We start from the raw sequence: 24,549 nt of genomic DNA, 5'->3' as shown, positions 1-24,549 counted from the left end.
TTCGGTTTATTCACACAACCGCTTGGTGGTTTAGTTTGGTTGAGTTTTGGTTCGTCTAACAACCAGTTGCCAAGCCAGAGCTAACAAAATCAATGCGGGCAGTCCAAATATTAAGGCACCGATAGCCCCTGGAGTTGCATAATCCTCGCGAAGCGATCCCAAGTAATGCTGAACAGAGCCTATCAACAACAAAATTCCCAACCCACCAACCAGCCATTCATACCATTTCAATGATAATTGTTTGTTTCTTAGCCAGACGATGAACCATACAAGCGCTGCGCCAAATATAAATGCAAATATTATCCACTCCATAAAAAAACCTCTCACGATTAATTTGTTTCAGGGTTTATCCAACGAAATTAGGGGGATATCCCCAACTCCAATGCTCCTTAAGGTCCCACCATTCGGCCGGATTTTTGATTCCGTATCCCATGTTGTTCTGCATTGAATGGAAGAAACTATTAAATAATGAAGTTGTACTTGTTGTAGCCTTTACCAGACTATGCACCCAAGACTGGTTAATTGTGTTGAACGGACAATTGCCCTGGCAAACACCACATTTGGTACACAAACTGACATACATTCGATAGCCTTCATAGCCGGGGGTATTACCGTTGAAAATATGATGATCTGGGTTGCGACCGGTAAATTCAGTATCCCAAGAGGGATCACCCTGCGGTAGCGCGCCGTAAGGGCAAGAGACAGAGCAAATACCGCATTTTTCGCAGAAACGATACATGCCAGCGTCTATCGGTTTGGTGGTTTCTATCGGCATATCGGTTAAAATCCCGTTTACCGTCCTGATAAACATGCCGTATTCCGGGCTCATGGTTGGCAAGCACATACGATTGTGTTCACCAATCCCAGATAGAATGCCCCTAGGGGCAGCCGGTGTCATGGTTGCGCGGAATGCACTTAAAGTCTGGTATCCAAGGGCTCTGATGAATTCCATGACATTGGTATTGATCGTTTGAGACCGCGCATAAGCCAGACTAGTGCTTGATTTTCCCAGCGGGACACCTTCTCTCAGTGTTAATTCCGGTGGCATCAGAGTGGTCCATACGATCAAATAGCGACATTTTTCTGGAATTACCATTTTTTCATCCGTGTAATACGCCTGATCAATATTTTCAAAGTCGTATCTTTTGTTCCTAGCTACCTTATATGGGTAGGGTCGTTCAGCGCATTGTTGCTGGTAGCTAAATATAATTTTCCTGGTTTTTTCAGGCGTTATTTCAATACATGCGACGTCGGCAGCTCCGAAAGTGCGGAACGCGGCTCTGAGGGTTTTCAGATTTTCTTCTGGTGTACCCTCCCATTTAGGGATTCCAAGTTGTTCTGGTGTTTTGACTATTTGTATCCCATCGAATGGTGTGGTGTAACCGGTGGAATATATGGATGTAGACACGCCGGCTACCAGATTCATCGCGTTGTCTCTGGTTGACGTACCTTTGTACTCGGGATAAAACCGCTCAGTACTCCACTTTTCCACATACTCAGTATTGTTTTCGCGGATAGCCTTCATTTCTGGGGAGTCATTGAATTTTCCGCCTGGCATCCAGTCATTGACCTGGCGTTGGTCTAATCGCTGCATCAGCGACCAATCAATGGGGTTTGAAGGCTCATCAACACTTTTAACCCACCATGCTCTTTTCCAGCCAGCTTTCTCTGAGCCGGTTGCTTCATCCAAGTCTTGGAATTGTGGGGCAACCGCAGCCACCGCACCCAAACCAGCCCCTGCCAATCCCAATCCCTTCATAAACTCACGGCGGCTTAATGTACTGTGAAAATTTGACATCGAACGACCTCCATTTTTAAAAAACTTCAAAGGTACTACGGCAAACAATTTCCGGTCTCTCCCGGAGGTCAAAAACCAAAGGCCCTCCTGTTTTCATCAAGATGATGGATGGTACGAGAGGAATTATGCGCTAAGTTGCGAAAAATAACATCGTACTAAAGGACTAGTTTGACTAAGCATTTAGTATATAAGGTATATATACGAAAGTATATATACAGAAGTATATAAAAGTATACCAAAGGACTATATATGATTAGGCTATTAGTACGATGTCAGATAAGTATTCAGATGGTAATATATGACCATTCTTTATTTTTAGGAGTGAAGTTCATGTCTCAATTCCACAACACAGTTTCCCGGAGGGATTTCATGAAAGCACTCGGTGTAACGGGTGTTGGGTTAGGAGTCGCTTCAGCGGTCGGTCCATCTTTTCATGATTTAGATGAGTTGGCGGCGAGTCAAAAGGCCGGTCACAAGCTGCCGTGGTATGTTAAACAGAAGGATACACCTACGGCAGAAATTGACTGGAGCGCCATGTCCAGGTATGACCTGAGGAAGCAATACAATCCTGGTGCAGATACCGAGGGCGCTGAGGGGTATCCGAATGTTGCCGCAAAGTGGGCGGCTGAACAACGTGCCAGCATGATCGACTACGCAAAATCAGGCAAAAAAGGCGCTGAACTGAAAGATTTGGGAATAGCATTGGGTTCCCAATGGGGTTGGATTCACGAAGCTCATCGCTACTATAGTTTTTTTACTGATTCAAATTTCCCGGTAGTCTTACCAGGCGGTTTTCAAACACCACAGGAAGTGGGAATTCCAAAGCATCAGGGTTCCGCGGAAGAAAATGCGAGGATGATTAGAGCTGCATTTCATTATTTTGGAGCAGCGCATGTATCCTTTCAAGAACTTGACGACAATACCTTGAAATTGATTTATGCCAACGACAGCGGCGGTCGGCCCTATGTTTTTGAGGATGTTGAACAGCCTTATGCTACTCCGGAAAAGTACGTTATTCCCAAGAAGTGTAAATACGTTATAAGTTATCTCGTTGTCCAGAACCTTTATTCAAATAAAGTGGGCCAAAGCTGGGATAGCTATATTGGTGGGGCGGCAGTCGCTAAAGCTTATTCAGAATTGAACTTTTTGCAGGGGCGGGTTATGACCTTTGTGCGTACCCTAGGGTATACCGGCGTAGGGAGTAACCCAGGACACGTGAATGGATTTGCAGTACTGGGTGGTCAGGGTGAGCTGGGGCGTGCAAATATTATGATTCATCCGGTGTATGGGATGGTCGGGCGGGTACCAAATATGTTGCTCACCGATTTGCCGGTGCCGAATGAAAAGCCGATTGATTTCGGAGCCTTCAAGTTCTGCGAAACCTGCATGAAGTGTGCTGACACCTGTCCCAGCGGTTCAATAAGCACTGAAAAAGAGCCGAGTTGGGATACGGCGGGACCTTGGAATGCTGGTGGCGTACGAACCTGGTATGCAAATTGGAAAACATGTCTGCCATATAGGAACATGAGATATCCAGGCTTGTGTGGTAACTGCCAGGGAATATGTGTGTTCTCGAAATTGGATGCTGCAAGTGTGCATGAAGTGGTTAAAGGAGTAGTGGGAACGACAACAATATTCAATGGGTTCTTCCGAAATATGGATGATGCTTTCGGATACAATAATTACGATACGGATGATTGGTGGAACCGAGAAATTCCGTTTAAATATGACGCTACATCCGGGCGCTGGTGGTAAGTTACGGCTTTTGTAGAGATTAGGGTTGGGAGGGGCTGTAAAAAGCCCCTCCTGACTGTATAATCATAATAAGGATTCAGGTTTAGCTCCAGTTCTTACCTTGCACAAAAATTGAGTTAGCGGTAATATTCCCCTTAAATCTTAAAATTGTCCCGGGTATAGTGATAAATATTCACCTGACCTAAGGATGATCGGACGCTTTAGTTGCCGGGTTGCCATTGAATGGAAAGCGAGGGCGCATAATTGGTAAAAAACGCATTTTGGCAATTGCATGGAAAAAAAGTTCTGGTCATTGGCGTTATTTTAAGCCTGATTGGTGCTTGGACATACGGGGAGATTAACCTCAGTACTGATGTTGAACAGTATTTTCCAGAAGTCATGCCGGAAGCGACAACATTTGAACTTATAGCCAGTGCTCCCTCGGAAAATCAATACCTTTACTCCGCCAGTGCCGACGGTACCCAGGTGGGTTTTATTACCACCGGTCAGGGGCAGGGCTACGGCGGTCCAATGCTGATTGAGGTGGCCTGGGGCATGGATGGCACTATTCTGAATGTGCTGGTGCCGGAGCATCAGGAAACTGAGGCGTGGTATGGGCGCCTAGCTGAAAATGAACATTTTATTCAGTATATCGGACGCACTTTTTCTGAGCCGTTCACTCTTGGTGAAGATATTGATAAGGTCAGCGGGGCCACCAGGTCATCAACCGGGGTGGCGCAGGGTGTCTATAATTCCCGATTGCTCTTGGCTGAACATCTGGGGCAGCCCTATGTTGGGCCTAAGGTGCCGATCAAATTTGGTTCCCCGGAAATCTTATTGCTGGTCGGTCTTGGACTGGTGATGTTGTTCCGACTGGTGCCGGCCTTACGGAAATTGCGATGGACCCGGGGAGTTATGCTGGCCTTTGGTTTCATCATCTTCGGTATTGCACTCTCCGGAATGCTCTCACTCATCAATTTTATTCTCTTCCCTATCGGCTATGCACCATCTCCGATAACTAATCTATACCTTTATCTCATCGTCTTCGGTATCATCGGACTCGCACTGATTTTCGGAAAGAACTTCTGGTGTTTTTGGATCTGTCCTTACTGCGCTGTTCAGGAGACAGCTCATTTTATCGGCGGCAGTAAGGCCCGTCCGGTTACCCGGCGTCAATTGATGCTGCGGAATACCAGATACATTATCCTTTGGGTGGTGGTGCTGATGGTGCTGATCTTCCGTCAGCCGCAACTGGCGGTGTTTGAACCGTGGAATACGCTGTTTAGTCTTGAAGGTAGTGTAATTCAGTGGCTGCTGGTTGCGGTCACGATTGGGATTGCCATGTTTATCCACGACTTTTGGTGCCACTACCTGTGCCCGGTAGGCGCTACCATGGACATAGTGTTGAAAATCAGAGCCTGGTTTGCCGGCGCTTTCGGGCGGCTGACCTCTCGTTAGGCCGCTGGAAAGGATAGCAGAAATGACGAAGCAAAAAATGAAAAACATCACGATAGTAACTGAAGACCAGGTCAGCCGCAGGGCTAAAACTTTTGGACGTCAGGAAGAATTTAAATGGACGGAAAGCCATTGTACGGCCTGCGGTCGTTGCAGCCGTATCTGTCCGGTTGACGCTATCACGATTGATCGTACGGACGAACTGACCAAGCGGATGCGTGCCGCGCCCTGCTCGCAGGCTTGTCCCGCCGGGCTTGACGGATCCCGCTATGCCCGCTTTATCGGAGAAGGCAAGTATTCTGAAGCGGCGGCGGTTATCAGGGAACGGGCGCCCCTGCCACTGGTGCTGGGGCATATCTGCAAACGTCCCTGTGAATCAGAGTGTCAGCGCGGTAAATATGAAGGTTCATTGCAACTCCGTGCGTTGAAGCGCTTTGCCGCGGCCAAAGATGATGGGGTGTGGCGGGAGCGGCTGAATATTGCGCCGGATTCGGGAAAAAAGGTTGCCGTGGTCGGCTCTGGTCCGGCCGGTATGTCTATCGCTTACTTCTTGAAAATACTGGGGCATGATGTCACCGTTTTTGAATCCTTACCAGATAAGGGCGGTAAGATGCTCTCCAGCATCCCGGATTATCAACTGCCTAAAGATGTTGTGGCTGCCGAAATCGGTATTATTGAAAGCCTGGGGGTTGAGGTGAAAACCAACTCCAGCGTTGATTCAACAGCGAGCTTGTTCGCCCAGGGGTTTGAGGCCGTAGCGCTGGCCATCGGGGTCAAGGGCTGGGGCAAATCCATCAAACTGCCGATTCCGGGGTGTGATGCCGAGGGGGTTGTCGCCGGGTCGGAACTGCTAAAGAAAATAGCGGCTGAATGGCCGCTGGAACTGGGCAGCAGGGTTATGGTGTTGGGCGGCGGGACTGATGCGTTCCGCATTGCTCTGGCTGCCGCTCGTGAAGGAGCCGAGGTCCATATCTTCGGGCAGGAACACACAGGCGGTACGGACGCCGACGCCTGGGAAGTTGACCAGGCCCTAGCTGAGGGGGTCACCGTTCATTCCTCATCGCTGTTCTACCGGGTAGTATCGGCGGATGGCAAGGTTCAGGGTGTGGCGGGTTTGAAGATTCGTGCTTTGGGATATGACAGCGATAATCAGGCCTGTTATGACCCGTTGCCGCTTGACGAGCAATTCTTTGAGGCTGACAGTGTGGTATCAACCATCAGCAGTGAGGATATTTCCCGCGAGCCGATGGGGGTCAGCCCGGGGGTTTTTGCCGCCGGCGATGCCGTTAACGAGCAACGCTCAGTTATTGAATCCATCGCCGCTGCGCGGTGGGTGGCTGCGGCGGTTGACCGGTATCTGGGCGGTTCCGGCGATTTAACCCAGACGCTGGCCGTGCCGGAGTCAGACGCAGCGGTGACGCCGCTCAAAGACCTGAAAAGCAAGTTCCCCTCCCCGGTACCGGTAAAATATGTTCGGGCTGCGGACGGCAGTCAGGCGGCCTCGGAACAGACTCTGCCTGATGCCGCGGCGGTAGCTGACGCCAAGCGGTGCCTCAAGTGTGATTTGAGTTATAATCTCAAGGATTACCAGCTGGAAACCGGTGTCTGTGTGTATTGCGGCCGCTGTATTGAGGCCTGCTATTGGAACGCCATCACGCCGGGTGCCGGCTATGAACAAGCCCGGCAGGTCGCTGAGGCGGTTTCCGCCAAGGACAAACGCTTTGCTACTGTTTTGACGGTACTGGTGGCAATCGGCGTGGTGTTGATTGCGGCCGTTACTTTTATGAAATTGACTGATATACTAGCCTAATACCATCGGGAGTCTGGAATATGAAGAATAATATCAACCGCAGGGATTTCGTCCGTATTACCGCTGTCGGTGCCGGGGTTCTGGCACTCGGCGGGTTCGGAATAAAGGAACTCATTGAATCCGGAAGCGCTCGGGAGTTTGCCGAAACCAGGCCCTTGTTGGGCACTTTCATCACCATCAAACTGATTGAGACCGAAGCTGAGCGGGCCAACGGTGCCATTGAAGACGCTTTTGCCGAGATCCAGCGCTTGTCACTTATTCTGTCACGGCATGACCCGGCAAGTGAACTGTCCATTCTGAATAAAACCGGCGCCATCGCCAATGCCTCCCCGGAACTGGTGGGGGTTATTCAAAAAGCCCGGGCGTTTTCTGAACTAAGTTCCGGTGCCTTTGATGTGAGTGTTCTGCCTTTGCTGAAACTCTACTCGCAGAGTTTCGCTGAGGGCGGCTCCCCGCCGGCTGAACGTGACATTGAAGCAACCCGGGCAGCGGTTGATTACCGTTTGATTGAAACCAAAGACCGGAGTATTACACTGGCCGCGCCGGGCATGGGACTGACCCTTGACGGTATCGCCAAGGGCTATGTGGTTGACCAGGCTGCGGCGCTGTTGAAAGCCCGGGGCCTGACCCAGGTGATGGTTGAAGCCGGGGGCGATATGTCGCTACGGGGGATGCGAGAGGATGGTCAGGCTTGGAAGATTGGTCTGACTCATCCGCGGGCGCTGGCTGGTTACTATGAAGTTATCCAAACATCCAATGACTGCCTGGCGACATCCGGTGATTACGAGAACGCTTTTACTGCTGATTATTCCTGGCACCATATAATTGACCCCAGAGTCGGACATTCACCGCGGGAAGTGGCTTCCGCCACTGTCATTGCCGCCGATACTGCCTATGCCGATGCCCTGGCTACTGCCGCCATGGTCATGGGTGTTTCGGAGTCGCTGGCACTATTTGAGACGCTGCCGGGTGTTCAAGCCTTACTCATTGATAAAGGCATGAAACGGCACGCCACCAGTAATTTCGGAGCAGTGGTAGGTTAGCCTCAAGGCTCAGAGCCGGTTAACTATCGGCTTTAGGCCGTTTTACGTCTTCTCCCAACCGGATGACACTGGTTACGCCTTTGATGCCTTCTGTCTTGGAAATCAGGCGGGCAACCTGGGAAAGACTCTTGGTTTCAATGAACAACACGACGGTGGTGACGTGGTCCGGGCTTTCTGAGACGGTCATGCTGGTGATGTTAACCTTTTCATCGGCGATCAGCGTGGAAATATCACGTACCAGGCCAACCCGGTCCCAGGCCGTAATCTGAAGGCGCGCCGGGTACAGGCGGTCATTCCTGCCCCAGGCTACCCGAATCAGGCGTTCCGGCTCGTCTTCCTTGGTCACGTTATGACAGTCCGCCCGGTGGATGGTTACGCCCTGAGAACGGGTGACGTAACCCACAATGTCGTCCCCCGGCAGCGGCTGGCAACACCCGGCCATCCTGGTCAGAATGTCACCCAGGCCCATGACAGAGATACCGGTATCAATCACTTTCCCCGGCGGTGGGTTAACCGGCTGGGTCACCTCCGGTGTGGTTGTTTTCGGCGTGTCAACTACCGGCACCTGGGTCAGTGCCACCGAATGGGCGGAAAGACCGCCGTAACCGATGGCTGCCAGAAAATCATCGGTGGTATCGTAGTTATATCCGGCGGCCAGAGACTTGAGTTCCGGAAACTTGAGTCCCATGTGGCGGAACTCTTTCTCCAGTATCTCCTTGCCTTTTTCTATGTTTTCGGTGCGTTCCTGTTTTTTAAACCACTGGCGTATCTTGGTAATGGCGTGCGAGGTCTTGACATAGCCCAGATTTGGATTGAGCCAGTCTCGTGACGGCCCCTTATTTTTGCGGGTGGTGACAATCTCCACGACCTCACCGTTTTTGAGCTGATAGTCCAGGCTGACCAGTTTACCGTTGACTTTAGCCCCGATGCAACGGTTGCCCAGTTCGGTATGTACCCGGTAGGCGAAATCCAGCGGGGTTGCCCCTTTCGGCATGTCCTTGATCTCACCGCCCGGGGTAAAGACAAATACCTGGTCATTGAAGATGTCGGTCTTGACCGATTCCAGAAACTCCTCGGCGCCGGACAAGTCACGGTGCCAGTCTACCAACTGTCGCAACCAGGAAATACGGTCTTCATTATGGCTGGCGGAGCGTTCATTGGCCTTATAGCGCCAGTGTGCAGCCACACCGTATTCAGCCAGCCGGTGCATCTCATAAGTGCGGATCTGAATCTCCAGCGGCGTGCCGTTAAGGGAAAGTACGGCGGTGTGGAGCGACTGGTAGCCGTTGGGTTTGGGGTTGGCGATATAGTCATCAAAAGAACCGGGAATGGGATGCCACAGATTATGAACGGCGCCCAGGGCGGAATAACATTCGTGGACGGAGTTCACCAGCACCCGGATGGCCGACAGGTCATAAATTTCGTCAAAATGCCGTCCCTGAGCGGCGTATTTTTCGGCTTTCTGGTGTAGCGAGAAGATGTGCTTAGCCCGGCCGTTGACTTCCGGCTTGAGGCCGGAATTTTCAAATTCGGCCTTTAAGATATCAATAACTTTGGCGATAAACTCTTCGCGCTGCCCGCGTTTGCCGGCGATGAGGCGGGCCAATTGTTTATAGCGTACCGGCTCCAGAAAGCGGAAAGAAAGGTCTTCAAGCTGCCACTTGATCTCCCAGATACCCAGCCGATGGGCCAGCGGGGCGTATATTTCCATCGTTTCCCGGGCGATGTCCTTCTGTTTGTCCGGCGGCATGGCATCCAGTGTGCGCATATTATGGAGACGGTCAGACAGCTTGATAAACACTACCCGCAGGTCTTCGGCCATCGCCACCAGCATTTTACGCAGGTTTTCCGCCTGGCGTTCGTAGGTGGTATTGCCGGAAAATCGGGTTTCACCGGGGGCGGCCAATGACAGCTTGGCCAGCTTGGTTACCCCGTCAACCAACCGGGCGACGTCCGGGCCGAAACTCGCCTCAATTTTGGCCAGTGTAACATTGGAATCTTCCGGGACGTCGTGCAGCAGGGCGGCGGCGATAGCGGTGGTGTCCAACTGAAGATCGGCCAGTTCCAGGGCGACGGCCAGGGGGTGTTCAATGTAGGGTTCGCCGGAGCGGCGGGTTTGTCCCAGGTGCGCTTCGGCCGCAAAATCATAGGCCGCCTGGATAATTTCCAGTTTCTCAGGCGGCAGGTAGCGGGCACAGGCATCAAGAAGGACGGTTATTTCCATGTATTTACCATAAAATGGTTGATTCTTAAGTATAACAAAACGGCTGACTCCTGTCAGCCGTCAGTCTAATCGTTAGGAATGTTTCGTGGTCGACAGGTCAGGATCCACTTGGTGGCTGATCGGTTTCCTCTTCACTTTCATTATCGGTGGAAGGCTCTTCGGTTGGCACAATTTCCGGAATACGTTCTTCAGGCGGCGCCGCATCGGCAGCCTGCAACGGGCTGAAAAGCCGCGGATCCAGTTCATCCGGATTATCGGTTTCCGGATGGATTTCGCCCGGGGCTTCTTTATCTTCCGATTTCGTTGATTTATCAGTCTGGTTTTCGGTTTCCGACTTTTGCTGAGGGAAATCCGCTTTATCGTTGGGCATGTTAGTCTCCAAATATTTGACTTATCCACGGGCGGCTGGCCAGCACCAGAGTCAGCGAGACCACCTGAAGCAGGAAGAACCAGACTGCAATGCGCAGGCCGTTCACCTTTTTTCTCATTACCACCGCATTCCACTCATACGACGAAATGAAGTGAGTGGTCAGCCGCCGTTTTGTGAACTCATAAGGCTGGGATATATAATAGTCACGCAATGGCCGGGGCTCCGGGTCCCGAAAATAAGGCCGTCTGACCCAGCTTTGCATCGCCAAAATAACCGTAATCACGTAAAAGATAATCGGAACCGAGAACAGCACCATCGGAATAGTTTCATGAATGGTGCCCAGAATGGCCGCCTGAGCCGCAGCCCCCATACCGATAACGACACTGGAGACAAACATCAGCGTGCCGAACTTGCCGTCCAGGGCGTCAATCTGCGCCAGCTGTACCTCCAGCCGGTCCTTGACCTCAGTGTAAACCAGCTCTAAACTCGGCAGCTCCTGATGCTCTTCCTTGTCAGGCGGGGCGTCTTTATTTTCGGTTTCAATAGCAGTCATATTACGGCTTCCAGCATACTCCAAGGGGGTGGTTATTTCAATGGGTCACCGCCGGTCGGGCGATACAATAAAAGGGGCTGTAAGCCCCTTTTATTTGTCATAAAGCGTTACGATGAATTATATATCCAGATTTTTAACCTGCTTGGCGTGAGCCTGAATAAAGGCCTTGCGCGGTGGGACCTGGTCGCCCATCAGCAGGTTGAAAGTGGCGTCGGCACCGACGGCATCCTCTACCTCAACGGTCAGCATGGTGCGGGTGGCCGGGTTCATAGTGGTGTTCCAGAGCTGTTCGGCGGACATTTCACCCAGACCTTTGTACCGCTGGATGTCAACGCTTTTGCCTTTGAACTCCTTAAGGACTTCCTCTTTTTCCGCGTCGTTGTAGACCCAGCGTTCATTTTGCCCCTGCTTGATGCGATACAGCGGCGGCTGAGCGATGTAAAGCCCGCCGTTGGCGATGAGCTTACTCATGTGACGGAAGAAGAAGGTCAACAGCAGCGTGCGGATGTGAGAACCATCAACATCGGCATCGGTCATTAGTACCACCCGGTGGTAACGCAACCGATTGAAATCAAAATCATCGTCAATGCCGGCCCCGAGGGCGGTGATGATGGCCCGGATTTCCTCGTGGGACAACATCTTGTCCGGGGCAGCCTTTTCCACGTTCAGAATCTTACCGCGGAGCGGTAGGATTGCCTGAAAGCGGCGGTTGCGCCCCTGCTTGGCCGAGCCGCCGGCAGAGTCACCCTCAACCAGGAAAAGCTCACACAGTGACGGCTCTTTTTCTGAACACTCGGCCAGTTTGCCCGGCAGTGAACCGCCGTCCAGTGAGTTCTTCTTGATGATCAGGTCGCGCGCTTTGCGGGCCGCATCCCGGGCGCGGGCGGAGGTCAGTACTTTATCAATAATTTTCTTGGCTTCGTCCGGATGCTCTTCAAAGTACAGCGCCAGCTGGTCAACGACCACGCTTTCCACCATACTCTTCATCTCCGCATTGCCCAGTTTGCCCTTGGTCTGGCCTTCAAACTGCGGCTCCGGCAGTTTAACCGACACGATACTGACCAGACCCTCGCGGCAGTCATCGCCCATGATGCTGGGGTCGGAATCCTTGACCATTTTATTCTTATAAGCATAGTCGTTGATGACGCGGGTCATAGCCGAACGGAAGCCGGTCAGGTGGGTGCCGCCATCCTGAGTATTGATACAATTGGCAAAGCTGAAATTGGTCTCGGAGTAGCCGTCATTGTATTGGATGGCCACTTCTACCATGGAGGAATCTACTTTCTTGTAGATGGCGATGGGCAACCGGTGGATGGTTATACGGTTGTGATTAAGGTGGCGTACGAAACCGGTGATGCCGCCCTCAAAGTAATAAGTTTGTTCCTTATCAACCCGGCGATCGGTGATGGAAATCTCCAACCCTTTATTGAGGTAGGCGATTTCCCGCATCCGCTCGGTCAGGGTCTTGAAATCGTAGCTGGCATCATTAAAAATCTTGGGGTCAAATTTGAACGTGGTGGTGGTGCCGGTGCCGCAGGATTCGCCGACAATCGCCACCGGGGCCTCCGGGATACCTTCCCGGTACTGCTGGCGATAGAGATTGCCATCGCGGCGGACTTCCACCGAAACCCATTCCGACAGCGCATTAACCACTGAGGCGCCGACGCCGTGCAAGCCGCCGGATACCTGGTAGGTCTTACCGCCGAATTTAGCCCCGGCGTGCAGCACGGTCATCACCGTTTCCAGCGCTGAAACCCCGGTTTTCTTCTGGATATCAACCGGGATGCCGCGGCCGTTATCCTCAACGGAAATGGATTCATCACTGTGGATAATGACGTTGATTTTGTCGCAATAGCCGGCCATGGACTCATCAACGGAGTTATAGACTACTTCATAGACCAGGTGGTGCAGACCGCGGTAATCGGTGGAGCCGATGTACATGCCCGGGCGTTTGCGTACGGCTTCCCGTCCGCCGAGAACCTGGATATCTTCAGCGGTGTAGCTGTCTGCTTTTTGAGTATCAGTGAGCTTTTCTTCAGCCATAGTTCTACCTTAAAACGAAATTTGACGGTCTGGCCGGGAAGCACCGGGCGAAAACCGCGCCGGGCAGGAATGTCAGAGGGGATGAATGTTCGTAAATCATGTGCTTCAAGCCCGAGTATTATAACATTTTAGGAACGTAAGGGGCAAAGAAAGAGGGAGCCGTAACAGTAATTAACAGCCTGCTTCGCGTTGGTGATGTGCGGTTGGTATCGCCTTAGCGGCAGTGCGGCGAAGGAGGCAACATCTCCTCCTGGATGCCACAATTCACCACGCAAGGGTGAGAAAGGCACTTGTGCTCAACCTTAAGCGGTCTTTTACTGACGATAGCCGTTCATGAACGGCAGCCAGAACAGCGCCAGCAGCAAGATGATGTTGACCGAAGAAATATCGGGTTCAATGGGAATATACTGCCCCATCAACATGGCAGCAAGATAACCAGCAACGATCAGTACCCATCGCCAGTTGCCCCACCGAGCAGGAATCCGGGCAACGATGTAGGCGAAGGCGATGTAAGCGGCGGCTACCAGCCAGAACTCAAAATGGCGGTAGTGTCCTACGGCGATGATGATTCCGATGAAAACGACGGTAGCCAGGATATTTATTAGCAGCAGGGACTGAAGGTCCCCTTTGGTGGGTGTTTTTTTAGCCGCCATAATATTAACCTTTCCCCGATTCATAGTATCGGGCTATTTTACCCCCCCCCGTACAAAAAACAACGGTTGACGTTACCACGCCATGCGGTAGAGGCGTTCCAAATCAGCCTTACTGACTTCAGTGGGGTTATTGACAATCCATGGCGAGGAGACCGGCGCCAGCCGGGCAAGTTCCGGAATGGCGCTTTTGGCCACCCCCAAACCTTCCAGCCGCAGCCGCATGCCGATGCCTTTCAGCCAGTCTTCAACGGCACTGAGTCCATTACCGGCGCCGAAGACGCGCTCACCAAGCAGGTTTATCCGGTCAGCCTTAACCCGGGCAACATCAGCCAGCCAGGCCGGCAGCATGGCGGCCAGACCATCGCCGTGGGCGATATCATACAGCCCGGAAACCGGATGTTCCATACCGTGCAGGGTCATGGCGCCGTTGCCCCCGCCCAGGCCGGAAAAGGCGGAACAAGCCATGGTGGAAGTCCAGGCCAGAGCGCGCCGGGCTTCAAGGTCATGTAGATTATCGCAAAGTATCGGCAAATACTTGACCACGTTGCGCATCATGGCCTCACGCCACCCGTCGTTGAGGTCTTCAGGTTCGGATGCCGTGATGTATGGCTCAAGGGCGTGGCAGAAAATATCTACGCCGCCCTGGAGGGTCGGTTTCAGCGGTAAAGACAGTGTCAGTTCGGGGTCAATAATGGCGGTCCGGGGTTGTAATGAAGGGCGGGATAATACCCGTTTCTGGTGACTCTCCCAATCGGTGATGACAGCTCCGGAATTGACTTCGGAGCCGGAGGCGGCCACTGTCGGCACCGTCAACAGCGGCGGCACCTTACCGGCGGGATTGTCATGGGTAGTGATATAGTGCCAGACCGGGTGGGTGTCGGCGCCGGCAAGGGCGATGCCTTTGGCGGCGTCCATGGCACTACCGCCGCCCAGGGCAATAACCAGGTCTATATGCTCACTGCGGACCAGCGCTGCACCTTCATCAATGGTGGCCGCCCGCGGGTTAGGCTCAATTTTATCAAACAGAAAAGCCTGGACTCCGGCGCGCTCCAGCATATCGGCTGCCTTATCCAAAACACCAAGACGGCGCAGGTTTTTCATGCCGGAAACAATCACCGCACGCTGGCCCAGCCCTGCCGCCTCATCGGCAAGGCGGTTGAATGAGCCCTCGCCGAAGATTACTTTGGTGGGTAGATTGAATTCCGATACAGCCATGTCAGCCTCCAATTGCGTATTGCCTACCAATATATGCCTGAGGCGCCGGATGAGTCAATGATGCAGGTTTGCGCGGTGCCGAAGGTGGGGCTTATAATTTTAAGCGATGAAAGAAGTGCCGAAGATTTTGGTGGCCGACCTGGGCGGAACCAAGGTGCTGGCCGGTATTGTGAGCGGTGACGGCAAGCTGCAACACCGGCGCAAACGGGAATCGGCGGGTGACGGCGAGCTGAAAGACATTCTCGCCAACCTCTACGCCGCCCTTGATGACGTGCTGGCCGCTGCGGCTTCATCTCCGGCGGCGGTGGCACTGGCCTCTGCCGGGGCGATTGACCTGAAAAAGGGCGTTGTCACCCATTCGCCCAATATGATGGCGGTGAATGGTGCCCCGCTGCGGGAACTCTTATCTCAGCGCTACGGTATCCCGGCGGTGATGCTTAATGACGCCAGCGCCGCGGCGCTGGCGGAACACCATCTGGGTGCCGGGCGGGGTAGCCGCGACATGATTTTTCTGACAGTGTCCACCGGTATCGGCGGCGGCATTATCGTAGATAATAAGCTTTATCAGGGCGCGGACGGCACCGCCGGTGAATTCGGCCATACGATCATTGATCTTAACGGCCCGGCAGATACCTGCGGCGGCTACGGTTGTCTGGAACAATACGCTTCCGGCACCGCCATAGCGCGGAAGGCGGTCAATTTACTCAATTCCGGCGTGGCGTCCAGTCTGGCTGATGTGCTGGCGCGACAGGGCCGGATTACCGCGGCGGATGTGGCTGCCGCGGCTTTGAGCGGCGACCCGCTGGCCAAAGAGGTTTTTGACGCCGCTATGCGGGCACTGGGTACAGGTATTATCAGTATTGTCAATGTCTTTAATCCGGAGCTAATTGTTATCGGCGGCGGCGTCAGCCAGACCGGGGAGCAGCTCTTTGCGCCGGTGCGCCGGGCGGTGGCCGAACACGCCTACAAGCTGCCGGCGTCACGGGTGAAGATTGTGCCGGCCGCTTTAGGCGATGAAGCTGGCGCAGTCGGCGCGGCGCTGTTCGCCAGGGAGGAGCTCGGTTTATGAGTCATTTCAAGAAAGCGGTCATTGCCGCCGGCGGCGCCGGCACCCGGTTCCTGCCGATTACCAAAAGTGTTCCCAAGGAAATGCTGCCACTGGCGGCCAAGCCGGTAGTCCAATACGCGGTGGAGGAAATAACAGCGTCCGGCATTAAAGATATTACTTTTGTCATCGCTCACGGCAAGGAGTCTGTCGTGGACTATTTCAGCCCGGACCCGGGGCTGGAAACCTTACTGGTGGCTCGGGGTGACGCCTCAAGCCTGCGACAGGTTCGTGGCCTGTCCCGGATGGCGCATTTCAGCCGGGTGTATCAGTCAGCACCGCTGGGGCTGGGTCATGCCGCCGGGTTGGCGGCGGAGACGGTGGGTGACGAGCCATTCGCTCTGGTGCTGCCCGATGATGTTATTGACGCCAAAGAGCCGGTGCTCAAGCAGATGCTGGAAGTGTACAAAAGGCACCCCGGCAATATTCTGCTGGTGGAAAAGTGCCGTCCGGAAGATACTGGGCATTACGGTATTATTGATGCCGAAACAACGGCGCCGGGGGTATACCGGGTGAAAGGTTTGGTGGAGAAACCCAGGCCGCAGGACGCGCCTTCCAACCTGGCTATTGTCGGCCGCTACCTGCTGATGCCGCAGATATTTGAGGCGCTCTCCAGGGTCAAGCCGGGCAAAGGCGGCGAGATTCAATTGACTGACGCCATTCAATTGCTTCTGGAAGACCAGCCGGTCTTCGCCTGTGAATTTGAAGGCACCCGTTATGACACCGGTACCCCGGAGGGCTGGCTGGCGGCCAATAATGCCTGGGCTGATAAGTTAAAACCGCACTGATAACAGTTGGCTTTTCAACGGACATTCCGCCCGATGGATGAATTGACATCCCCATACCCCTCGCCTACAATCTAAAGCTATATTATTCAAGACAGGTGTTAGATTATCATGCCCATGAATGGTGATGAGTTACGCAGACTTTTTCTGGATTATTTCGCGGAGAAAGGCCATAAGGTCATGCCTTCCGCGTCGCTTATTCCCCATGGCGACCCGACCCTGCTGTTAACCACGGCGGGCATGGTGCAGTTTAAGCCCTATTTTCTGGGCAAGGAAAAGCCTCCGGCGACCCGACTGACCACCACGCAGAAATGCTTCCGCACCACCGATATTGACTCGGTCGGGGACTCTTCCCATCTGACCTTCTTTGAAATGCTGGGCAATTTCTCGGTTGGGGATTATTTTAAGAAAGAGGCCATTGACTTCGCCTGGGAATTCGTGACCGACCGTCTCCGGCTGCCGGAAGAGCGTTTGTGGGTCACGGTTTTTCTGGATGACGATGAAGCCATCCGTTTCTGGCGTGACAAGGGGGTCCCGGCGGAGCGTATCGTGCGGCTGGGAGAGAAGGATAATTTCTGGGGCCCGGCCGGAGATTCTGGTCCCTGCGGCCCCTGCTCCGAGATTCATTATGACTTCGGTGAGGCAGTGGGTTGCGGTAAGCCTGACTGCGGCCCGGCCTGTTCCTGCGGCCGCTTCTGCGAAATCTGGAATCTGGTGTTTATGCAGTTTAATCAGGATACCGGCGGCGCCCGTACGCCGCTGCCCCGGCCCAATATTGATACCGGCATGGGCCTGGAACGACTGTCGGCCATCATGCAGGGCAAATCCACCGTTTATCAGACTGACCGGTTTGACTACCTCTTGAATAAAGTGGCTGAAGTGTCCGGGAAAAAATACGGGGCCGACGTTGAAACCGACCGCGCCATGCGCATTGTCGCCGAGCATTCACGCGGCATCACCTTCCTCATCGCTGACGGCGTTATACCGTCCAACGAAAGCCGGGGCTATGTGCTGCGGCGGCTGTTGCGCCGGACAGCCCTTTTCGGCCGGATGCTGGGTCTGGAAAAGCCCTTTATGGTGCCGCTGGTGGAGGCGGTTATAGCTCATATGGGGCAGGTTTACCCCGAACTTAAAAGCCGCCGGGATTTCATCATTGAACTGGTGGCGCGGGAAGAGTCCCGCTTTGCAGAAACGCTTCAAACCGGCATGCAGTTGCTGGAGGACATGATGGCGGCGGCTGCCGGCGACCGCCGTATTACCGGCGAACAGGCCTTCAAGTTGTATGATACCTTCGGTTTTCCGCTGGATCTGACCGTTGAAATAGCCGCCGGCAATGGCTTTGAAGTTGACGCGGCAGGTTTCCAGCAGGAAATGGAGCGGCAGCGGGAGAAGGCCCGGGCCGGAGCTAAATTTGTGCTGGACAAGGCCGGTCATGGCAGTCACTCGTTCAACGCCACCTGCTTTACCGGTTACGACCAGTTGGCACAATACGGCACGGTTAACGGTATCATCAAGCACAATAACCAGGCTGATGCCATTGCCGACGGTGAGCAGGGCGGCTTGATACTGGACAAAACCGCCTTCTATGCTGAGATGGGCGGCCAGACCGGAGATACTGGCCGCATTACCGCCGGTGACAACATCTTTGTAGTGACCGGTACGGTGCTGCTGTCACCAGGAGTGACGCTGCATCAGGGTTATGTCAGTCAGGGCGGCTTCGGTATCGGCGACGAGGCGCTGACCAGTGTGGACCCATCCCGTCGCTACGACACTGCCCGTAACCACACAGCTACCCATTTACTGCAGGCGGCTCTGAGAGAAGTGCTGGGTGAACACGTCCAGCAACGGGGTTCGGTAGTGGCGCCGGAGCGATTGCGTTTTGACTTTTCCCATCTGAAGGCGGTTGCGCCGGAAGAGCTCGCCCGGGTTGAGGATATCGTTAATGAGCGTATTCGCGAGAATCATCCCGTCACTGCTGCCGAAACCGGTTACCAGGAGGCCCTGAAATCCGGCGTCACTGCGCTGTTCGGTGAAAAGTACGGTGAGACGGTGCGGGTGCTGGCGATTGGCGGCGACGAACCAGTGTCTGCTGAGCTGTGCGGCGGCACTCACATCAAGACGACTGGTGAAATCGGGTATTTCAAGATTATCAGTGAATCCAGCGTCGGCGCCGGACTCCGGCGCATTGAAGCGGTCACCGGCCGCGGGGCTGAAGCCTGGCTCCGGGAGCAGTTCAAGGCATTTGAAGAAAAAACCGCCCGTTTTCAGGCAGAAATTGATGCCGGCCGGCATACTGTGACCGCGCTGGAACGGGAATTGGCCCGGCAGGACGCGGCTGCCCTTATCAGCAGTGCGCGGGAAATTGATGGCGGTAAACTATTGGCGGCGGCGGTGCATGAAGTCAACATGGACACGCTGCGGGACATGATTGATGAACTGCGGCCTAAACTTGGTGCCGCGGTTATCGTTTTGGGTTCGGTCTGGGCGGATAAGCCGGTTTTTCTGGCCGCGGTCAGTCCCGAACTGGTGACCAGGGGCTATCACGCCGGTAACATCATCAAGCGATTATCTCAGATTGCCGGCGGCGGCGGCGGCGGTAAACCTAATCTGGCCCAGGGCGGCGGGCGCGATAAAGACAAACTCCAGGAAGCCCTGGATGCCGTCAGCGAGTTCGTCAGGTAGGATACCGTGCTTGAGCGCGTCATTGGTCTGGACGTCGGGGATAAATGGGTCGGGGTGGCTTTGTCGGATCCGATGGGCATCATTGCCCGCCCGCTGACGATTCTGGAGCGCTGCGACGAACTGACTGATGCTGAGGCGGTTGTCAAAATCATCAGCCAGTATCAGGCCGCTAAAGTCATCGTCGGTCTGCCGCGGTTATTGACCGGGGTTGTCGGCACGCAGGCCGAACGGGTGCAGGGCTTTGCCCAACGGCTGGCCTCGCTGACCGATACGCCGGTGCTTTTTCAGGATGAACGGTTTTCTACCGCCGGTGCCCAGGAAATCATGAAGGCTAACCGCAAGCGGAAAAAGGGTTTTTATTCCCGGGAGCGGGACGACGCGGTGGCGGCGGCGGTGATTCTGCAGGACTGGCTGGACGAAAACCGGCCGATGACTTTACCATGGAAATAATAGACCCTCATTTCAAGAAAAATCCCCGGCCATACATTGTCCAGAGTTTGATGGCGCTGGCCGCTTTGTTTGTCATCCTGTTCTTTGTGGAAAGCCTGACTCAGGCCGTTATTGTGGCAGCCTTGGGGGCTTCCACCTTTGTGGTATTTTCCATGCCGCACTCCATTACTGCTCAGCCGCGACGGCTGGTAGGCGGACATATTGTCGGCATTATCGCCGGCACCGGCTGCCAATTTATCTTTTATCAGACGGGTTTAATAGCCGGTGATGCGCCGCTGGTGTTGACAGTTTTCACCTACGCCGCGTCGGTGGCTGTAGCGATGTTTCTGATGGCGGCCACCAATACGGAACACCCGCCGGCTGCGGCGACGGCGCTGGGGATGCTGATTTATGACGGAGCTCTTTTAGCCATACCGGCTATTATTATTTTCGCCGTTGCTCTGGCCTTGACCCGCCGGGCGTTGGGGCGCTATCTGGTAGACTTATTTTGAGGAATTTATGACCGCACTATCTTTTAAACTGGAAAAATCAGGCTCCGCCAGGACCGGCCGTTTGCGTCTGCCTCATGCTGAAGTGGAGACGCCCTGTTTCATGCCCGTCGGCTCCCAGGCTACCATCAAGACACTGACGCCGGATGAGGTGGCGGCAATCGGTTATAAACTGATTCTGGCCAATAATTACCACCTGTACCTGCGCCCCGGCACCGAAGTCGTTGAAGGTTACGGCGGACTGCACCAATTCATGGGTTGGGACGGTGCGCTGCTGACCGATTCCGGCGGCTACCAGGTATTTTCCCTGTCGCCGCTCCGGAAGGTGACTGATGCCGGCGTTACCTTTCGCTCGCATATTGACGGTTCGGAACACTTTTTCAGTCCCGAACTGGCGATTAAATACCAGGAATCATTCGGGGCCGATATCATCATGGCGCTGGACGAGTGCCCGCCGGTGGAAGGGTCCCGTGACGTTATTACTGCCGCCGTGGCCCGCACCCACGACTGGGCGGAACGTTGTTTAAAAGCCAAAACCCGCACTGACCAGGCGCTGTTCCCCATTATCCAGGGCGGCTTGCATACCGACTTGCGGCTTCGTTCGGCGGAAGGGCTGGTGGCCCTGGATTTTCCCGGCTATGCCGTCGGCGGGCTGGCGATCGGTGAAAGCAAAGACCAGACCATAGAAATCACCGCGGCGGTTACTGATGTTTTACCGGTGGACAAACCGCGCTACCTGATGGGCGTCGGCTCACCCGAAGATATTATCCGGGCGGTAGCAGCCGGCGTTGACATGTTTGACTCGGCGCTGCCGACGCGGGTGGCCCGCAACGGAGCGTTATTCACCCGGCAGGGGCGCATTGATATCGTCAATGCCCGCTACCAGGGTGACAAAAATCCCATTGAGACCGGCTGCGCCTGTCCGGCCTGTACGTCTTTTTCCGCCGGCTACGTCCATCATCTGTTCCGGGCTAAGGAATTGCTGGGCCATCGTCTGGCGACGCTGCATAATCTGTATTTCATGAGCCGTTTGATGGCTGATATCCGGCAGGCTATTGTGGCCGGCCGCTACGGCGATTTTGCCCGGGATTTCCTTGCCGACTACCGGCCGACCGATGAAACAGTGCGCCTCAGTCAGAAGCGCCAGTGGCTGAATGACCGGAACAAGGCCGCGGACAGTGCTTAAACGCGGCGGTGGGCGCGGATCAAAAAACCGGTGTATTGAACTCGCCGCGGGGTTGTGTAACAATAATCCCCAGTAATACTAGGAGGCCGGTTATGGCGGAGACGTTCAGCCCGGAACTTAAGAAATTGATGAATATCGCCCAGGACACCGGCCTGTCCGCCGGGATGCGCTCTCAGGCTATCGCCGACATCGCCCGCCTCGGCAGCCGTCAGGCGTTCCTGGCTTTGCTGGATATTGCCGCGAACAAGGACGCGGACTACGAGATACGGGACCAGGCTCTGGTGAGTGCCCGGGACATCATCAGCAACGAAAAATAATCCCGGCCGGGCGGCTGCCGGCACCGCCATCGGATATCACATCTTTCTTTTCACCGTTGACTATTTACAAAAGGGGAAACCATGTCCTTAGATATCGGTATCATCGGACTGGCCCAGAGCGGCCGGACCACCATCTTTCAAGCCGCCACCGGCGGCGCGGCGGCGAAATCAGGCGAGGCAGCCCACGTGGGGGTGGCCCGGGTGCCTGACGCCCGCATAGATAAGCTGACGGGGATGTTCAATCCCAAAAAAACCACCTTCGCTGAAGTGAAGTATCTGGACCTGGGCGCCTCGGTCAAAAGTCTGGCGCAGTCCGGTGTCGGCGGTGAGGCACTAAGGGAACTGTCCAACATGGATGAACTCATCAACGTGGTGCGGGCCTTTGAAGATGAAACCGTGCCCCATCCTCAGATCACCGTAGATGCGGCGCGGGACATTGAAGCCATGAATCTGGAACTCACCTTTTCCGACCTGGCCATCCTGGAACGCCGCCTCGGCCGCATTGAGCAGTCGCTCAAAAGCGCCAAGGCCATTGAACGTCCCAAGTTCATCGCGGAACAGGACCTTTTAGCCCGCCTCAAGGGTGAGCTGGAAAAGGATATTCCGCTGCGGGATGTCCCGCTGGATGCCGAGGAGGAACGAACCATTTCCGGTTATCAGTTCCTGTCGGCTAAACCGCTGCTTATTGTGGTTAATATCGGCGAGGAAGACCTCGCCCGCGTTGCGGAGATAGAACAAGACCTGTCAGCGCGCTTTTCAGGCAAAGGCTGCCGGGTTATCGCCATGTGCGGCCGGCTGGAGGCCGAACTGGCAGCCATGGACGCAGACTCCGCCGCGGAGTTCCGTTCCGATTACGGGCTGGTAGAGACCGGTCTGGCGCGGACCGTCCGGGCTTCCTATGAGCTGCTGGAGCTGATTTCTTTCTTTACCGTCGGGCCGGACGAAGTCCGGGCCTGGAGTATCTCGGCCGGCTTGCCGGCCCAACAGGCAGCCGGCAAGATCCACTCGGATATTGAACGCGGCTTTATTCGCGCCGAGGTGGTGGCCTATGATGACCTCATCCGCACCGGCTCCATGGCCGAGGCTAAGAAACAGGGCGTCCTGCGGCTGGAAGGCAAGACCTATATCGTGAAAGACGGCGATATCGCGCACTTCCTGTTTAACGTTTAAGGCCGGACCGGTGAAAACAAGCTCCTGTTTACAGCAAGCCCGCTGCAATAGTATTATCAGGCGTTAAAGGAGCCGCATGGATTATCAGTCACCCCGGGGTACCCAGGACATCCTGCCGGAGGAGCAGCCGTACTGGCGCTTTATCCAGGACAAGGCGGCGGATATCGCCGCCCGTTACGGTTACGCCCGCATTGATACCCCCACCTTTGAGGATGCCCGTCTTTTCACCCGCACCGTGGGTGAGGAGACTGATATTGTCAGCAAGGAAATGTATACCTTTGCCGACCGCGGCGGCTCGGACCTGACGCTGCGTCCGGAAGGCACCGCTCCGGTGGCCCGCGCTTATATTGAGCACGGCATGGGGTCACGTCCCAAGCCGGTCAAACTGTATTATCTGGCCAATATTTTCCGTTATGACCGGCCTCAGGCCGGCCGTTACCGGGAGCATCATCAGTTCGGTTTTGAGCTGATCGGTGATGCCGATGCCGCAGCGGATGCCGAGGTGATTGATATGGCCTGGAGCTTCTACCGGGAACTGGGATTGACGACCCTGCCGGTGCAGCTCAATTCTATCGGTTGTCCGGACTGCCGCAAAGCCTACACGACCGCGCTCAAGGATTATTATGCCGCCGGTGTCGCCGGCCAGTGTCAGGATTGCCGTACCCGTTATGACAACAACCCGCTGCGGCTGCTGGACTGTAAGAAACCGGATTGCAGCGCTGCGGCCGCCGGTGCGCCTCATTCCGCTGATTACCTCTGTCCGGACTGTCTGACGCATTTTGAACGCCTGAAAGCGTTGCTGGGGGCGGTGAACATCCCCTTTGCCGTCAATCACCGGCTGGTGCGCGGTCTGGACTATTACCGCCGCACGGTCTTTGAGATTCAGCCGCTGGAAGAGGGCGCCCAGTCCACCATCGGCGGCGGCGGCCGCTATGACGGCCTGATAGGCCAACTCGGCGGTGAGGCTACCCCGGCGGTCGGTTTCGCTACCGGCATTGAGCGAATCATCCTGAATCTCAAGCGGCAGGAGATTGCCGTGCCGCCGCTGAGTGCACCCCGTTTCTTTTTAGCCTGGCTGGGCGAGGCCGCCGCTGTCCCGGCTTTCACGCTTGGCGCCGAACTCCGGCGCGCCGGCGTACCGCTGGCCCAGTCGCTCGGCAGCCGCAGCTTAAAGGCCCAACTGCGCCAGGCCTCTGCCCTCGGCGTCAGCTATACGCTGATTCTGGGTGAATCAGAACTGGCTGAGGGGACCATCATTCTGCGGGACATGGGCAACTCCGAACAACGGCCGTTGCCGCTGGACGGCCTGGCTGCGACGCTGTCAGCATTATAGCCCGGCACTTCACCTGACACCGCCTGTCCGTTCTTGCCCGGACCTGAAACCAGTCCCCGGTTCGCCGTTTTCGGCTGACGTTTGAAGACCAAAAATGCTATAATAGGGCATTATGTTAGACGTCGTTGGTGCCTC

21 protein-coding genes are annotated in these 24,549 nt (G+C 54.8%); 13 read left to right on the top strand and 8 right to left on the bottom strand.

Features of this window, described 5'->3' with window-relative positions; all coding sequences use genetic code 11:
- Nucleotides 1-30: 30 nt before the first annotated feature.
- Together V8247_RS03435 and V8247_RS03430 are read right to left on the bottom strand one after the other, a co-directional pair.
- Entirely contained in the window at nt 31-312 is a 282-nt protein-coding gene (locus tag V8247_RS03435; protein WP_338738784.1) for a dehalogenase, read from the bottom strand.
- A 34-nt stretch (nt 313-346) separates the two neighbouring features.
- Complete coding sequence (locus tag V8247_RS03430) at nt 347-1,846, bottom strand: reductive dehalogenase (protein WP_338738782.1); 1,500 nt, start codon at nt 1,844-1,846, stop codon at nt 347-349.
- A gap of 201 nt (nt 1,847-2,047) precedes the next feature.
- Between V8247_RS03430 and V8247_RS03425 the strand changes: the two genes are divergently transcribed.
- The 4 genes from V8247_RS03425 (at nt 2,048) to V8247_RS03410 (ending at nt 7,840) form a co-directional block, all read left to right on the top strand.
- Nucleotides 2,048-3,553, top strand: a complete 1,506-nt coding sequence (locus V8247_RS03425) for a reductive dehalogenase (RefSeq protein ID WP_338738780.1) — start codon at nt 2,048-2,050, stop codon at nt 3,551-3,553.
- A 243-nt stretch (nt 3,554-3,796) separates the two neighbouring features.
- Nucleotides 3,797-4,990, top strand: a complete 1,194-nt coding sequence (locus V8247_RS03420) for a 4Fe-4S binding protein (protein WP_338738778.1) — start codon at nt 3,797-3,799, stop codon at nt 4,988-4,990.
- A 22-nt stretch (nt 4,991-5,012) separates the two neighbouring features.
- Nucleotides 5,013-6,797, top strand: a complete 1,785-nt coding sequence (locus V8247_RS03415) for a 4Fe-4S binding protein (protein ID WP_338738776.1) — start codon at nt 5,013-5,015, stop codon at nt 6,795-6,797.
- Between the two features lie 20 nt (nt 6,798-6,817).
- Entirely contained in the window at nt 6,818-7,840 is a 1,023-nt protein-coding gene (locus V8247_RS03410; protein WP_338738774.1) for an FAD:protein FMN transferase, read from the top strand.
- A gap of 19 nt (nt 7,841-7,859) precedes the next feature.
- Here the strand turns inward: V8247_RS03410 and V8247_RS03405 are convergent, their stop codons facing one another.
- The 6 genes from V8247_RS03405 to V8247_RS03380 form a co-directional block, all read right to left on the bottom strand.
- Nucleotides 7,860-10,064, bottom strand: a complete 2,205-nt coding sequence (locus V8247_RS03405; protein ID WP_338738772.1) for a bifunctional (p)ppGpp synthetase/guanosine-3',5'-bis(diphosphate) 3'-pyrophosphohydrolase — start codon at nt 10,062-10,064, stop codon at nt 7,860-7,862.
- 97 nt (nt 10,065-10,161) lie between these two features.
- The gene (locus V8247_RS03400; RefSeq protein WP_338738770.1) at nt 10,162-10,434 is read right to left on the bottom strand and encodes a hypothetical protein; all 273 of its coding nucleotides are present in this window, start codon (nt 10,432-10,434) and stop codon (nt 10,162-10,164) included.
- 1 nt (nt 10,435) lies between these two features.
- Nucleotides 10,436-10,987 carry a hypothetical protein gene (locus V8247_RS03395; RefSeq protein WP_338738768.1) on the bottom strand — a complete coding sequence of 184 codons (552 nt, stop codon included), beginning with the start codon at nt 10,985-10,987 and terminating at the stop codon, nt 10,436-10,438.
- Nucleotides 10,988-11,104: 117 nt separating this feature from the next.
- Nucleotides 11,105-13,030 carry a DNA topoisomerase (ATP-hydrolyzing) subunit B gene (gyrB, locus tag V8247_RS03390; protein ID WP_338738767.1) on the bottom strand — a complete coding sequence of 642 codons (1,926 nt, stop codon included), beginning with the start codon at nt 13,028-13,030 and terminating at the stop codon, nt 11,105-11,107.
- Nucleotides 13,031-13,344: 314 nt separating this feature from the next.
- Nucleotides 13,345-13,683 (bottom strand): hypothetical protein, encoded by a 339-nt coding sequence (locus V8247_RS03385; protein ID WP_338738766.1) that lies wholly within the window; start codon nt 13,681-13,683, stop codon nt 13,345-13,347.
- Nucleotides 13,684-13,755: 72 nt separating this feature from the next.
- Nucleotides 13,756-14,898: an iron-containing alcohol dehydrogenase gene (locus tag V8247_RS03380; RefSeq protein ID WP_338738764.1), complete on the bottom strand. Its 1,143-nt coding sequence runs from the start codon at nt 14,896-14,898 to the stop codon at nt 13,756-13,758.
- 106 nt (nt 14,899-15,004) lie between these two features.
- Here V8247_RS03380 and V8247_RS03375 point away from each other — a divergent pair, with 106 nt between their 5' ends.
- The 9 genes from V8247_RS03375 (at nt 15,005) to hisS (ending at nt 24,414) form a co-directional block, all read left to right on the top strand.
- On the top strand, nt 15,005-15,967 hold the full coding sequence (locus V8247_RS03375; RefSeq protein ID WP_338738762.1) for an ROK family protein: 963 nt from the start codon (nt 15,005-15,007) through the stop codon (nt 15,965-15,967).
- Nucleotides 15,964-16,791, top strand: a complete 828-nt coding sequence (locus V8247_RS03370; protein WP_338738760.1) for a UTP--glucose-1-phosphate uridylyltransferase — start codon at nt 15,964-15,966, stop codon at nt 16,789-16,791. Before V8247_RS03375 ends, V8247_RS03370 begins: the two co-directional genes overlap by 4 nt.
- Nucleotides 16,792-16,899: 108 nt before the next feature.
- A complete protein-coding gene (gene alaS / locus V8247_RS03365; RefSeq protein ID WP_338738758.1) occupies nt 16,900-19,470 on the top strand; it encodes an alanine--tRNA ligase in 2,571 nt (856 codons plus the stop codon).
- A 6-nt stretch (nt 19,471-19,476) separates the two neighbouring features.
- Nucleotides 19,477-19,920, top strand: a complete 444-nt coding sequence (gene ruvX / locus V8247_RS03360; protein ID WP_338738756.1) for a Holliday junction resolvase RuvX — start codon at nt 19,477-19,479, stop codon at nt 19,918-19,920.
- Nucleotides 19,911-20,411, top strand: coding sequence for an HPP family protein (locus V8247_RS03355; protein WP_338738754.1), 501 nt, complete (start codon nt 19,911-19,913; stop codon nt 20,409-20,411). The genes ruvX and V8247_RS03355 overlap by 10 nt, the downstream gene beginning before the upstream one ends.
- A gap of 7 nt (nt 20,412-20,418) precedes the next feature.
- Nucleotides 20,419-21,594, top strand: a complete 1,176-nt coding sequence (tgt, locus tag V8247_RS03350) for a tRNA guanosine(34) transglycosylase Tgt (protein WP_338738752.1) — start codon at nt 20,419-20,421, stop codon at nt 21,592-21,594.
- A gap of 92 nt (nt 21,595-21,686) precedes the next feature.
- Nucleotides 21,687-21,911, top strand: coding sequence for a hypothetical protein (locus tag V8247_RS03345; RefSeq protein ID WP_338738750.1), 225 nt, complete (start codon nt 21,687-21,689; stop codon nt 21,909-21,911).
- An 81-nt stretch (nt 21,912-21,992) separates the two neighbouring features.
- Nucleotides 21,993-23,081 carry a redox-regulated ATPase YchF gene (ychF, locus tag V8247_RS03340; protein WP_338738746.1) on the top strand — a complete coding sequence of 363 codons (1,089 nt, stop codon included), beginning with the start codon at nt 21,993-21,995 and terminating at the stop codon, nt 23,079-23,081.
- Between the two features lie 76 nt (nt 23,082-23,157).
- On the top strand, nt 23,158-24,414 hold the full coding sequence (hisS, locus tag V8247_RS03335; RefSeq protein WP_338738744.1) for a histidine--tRNA ligase: 1,257 nt from the start codon (nt 23,158-23,160) through the stop codon (nt 24,412-24,414).
- The last annotated feature ends 135 nt before the right edge of the window (nt 24,415-24,549 follow it).

Source organism: Dehalogenimonas sp. W, assembly GCF_037094495.1.
Classification (GTDB): Bacteria; Chloroflexota; Dehalococcoidia; order Dehalococcoidales; family Dehalococcoidaceae; genus Dehalogenimonas; species Dehalogenimonas loeffleri.
This window is presented reverse-complemented; position numbering and strand designations above follow the sequence as displayed.

Bases quoted from the DNA above. Each gene is read 5' to 3' on its own strand.
- V8247_RS03405 (WP_338738772.1), bottom strand. From the start codon at position 10,064: ATGGAAATAACCGTCCTTCTTGATGCCTGTGCCCGCTACCTGCCGCCT.
- alaS (WP_338738758.1), top strand. From the start codon at position 16,900: ATGCCCATGAATGGTGATGAGTTACGCAGACTTTTTCTGGATTATTTC.
- ychF (WP_338738746.1), top strand. From the start codon at position 21,993: ATGTCCTTAGATATCGGTATCATCGGACTGGCCCAGAGCGGCCGGACC.
- V8247_RS03425 (WP_338738780.1), top strand. From the start codon at position 2,048: ATGATTAGGCTATTAGTACGATGTCAGATAAGTATTCAGATGGTAATA.
- V8247_RS03410 (WP_338738774.1), top strand. From the start codon at position 6,818: ATGAAGAATAATATCAACCGCAGGGATTTCGTCCGTATTACCGCTGTC.
- hisS (WP_338738744.1), top strand. From the start codon at position 23,158: ATGGATTATCAGTCACCCCGGGGTACCCAGGACATCCTGCCGGAGGAG.
- V8247_RS03415 (WP_338738776.1), top strand. From the start codon at position 5,013: ATGACGAAGCAAAAAATGAAAAACATCACGATAGTAACTGAAGACCAG.
- V8247_RS03345 (WP_338738750.1), top strand. From the start codon at position 21,687: ATGGCGGAGACGTTCAGCCCGGAACTTAAGAAATTGATGAATATCGCC.
- V8247_RS03395 (WP_338738768.1), bottom strand. From the start codon at position 10,987: ATGACTGCTATTGAAACCGAAAATAAAGACGCCCCGCCTGACAAGGAA.
- V8247_RS03400 (WP_338738770.1), bottom strand. From the start codon at position 10,434: ATGCCCAACGATAAAGCGGATTTCCCTCAGCAAAAGTCGGAAACCGAA.
- tgt (WP_338738752.1), top strand. From the start codon at position 20,419: ATGACCGCACTATCTTTTAAACTGGAAAAATCAGGCTCCGCCAGGACC.
- V8247_RS03435 (WP_338738784.1), bottom strand. From the start codon at position 312: ATGGAGTGGATAATATTTGCATTTATATTTGGCGCAGCGCTTGTATGG.
- V8247_RS03380 (WP_338738764.1), bottom strand. From the start codon at position 14,898: ATGGCTGTATCGGAATTCAATCTACCCACCAAAGTAATCTTCGGCGAG.
- V8247_RS03370 (WP_338738760.1), top strand. From the start codon at position 15,964: ATGAGTCATTTCAAGAAAGCGGTCATTGCCGCCGGCGGCGCCGGCACC.
- V8247_RS03355 (WP_338738754.1), top strand. From the start codon at position 19,911: ATGGAAATAATAGACCCTCATTTCAAGAAAAATCCCCGGCCATACATT.
- V8247_RS03375 (WP_338738762.1), top strand. From the start codon at position 15,005: ATGAAAGAAGTGCCGAAGATTTTGGTGGCCGACCTGGGCGGAACCAAG.
- V8247_RS03385 (WP_338738766.1), bottom strand. From the start codon at position 13,683: ATGGCGGCTAAAAAAACACCCACCAAAGGGGACCTTCAGTCCCTGCTG.
- gyrB (WP_338738767.1), bottom strand. From the start codon at position 13,030: ATGGCTGAAGAAAAGCTCACTGATACTCAAAAAGCAGACAGCTACACC.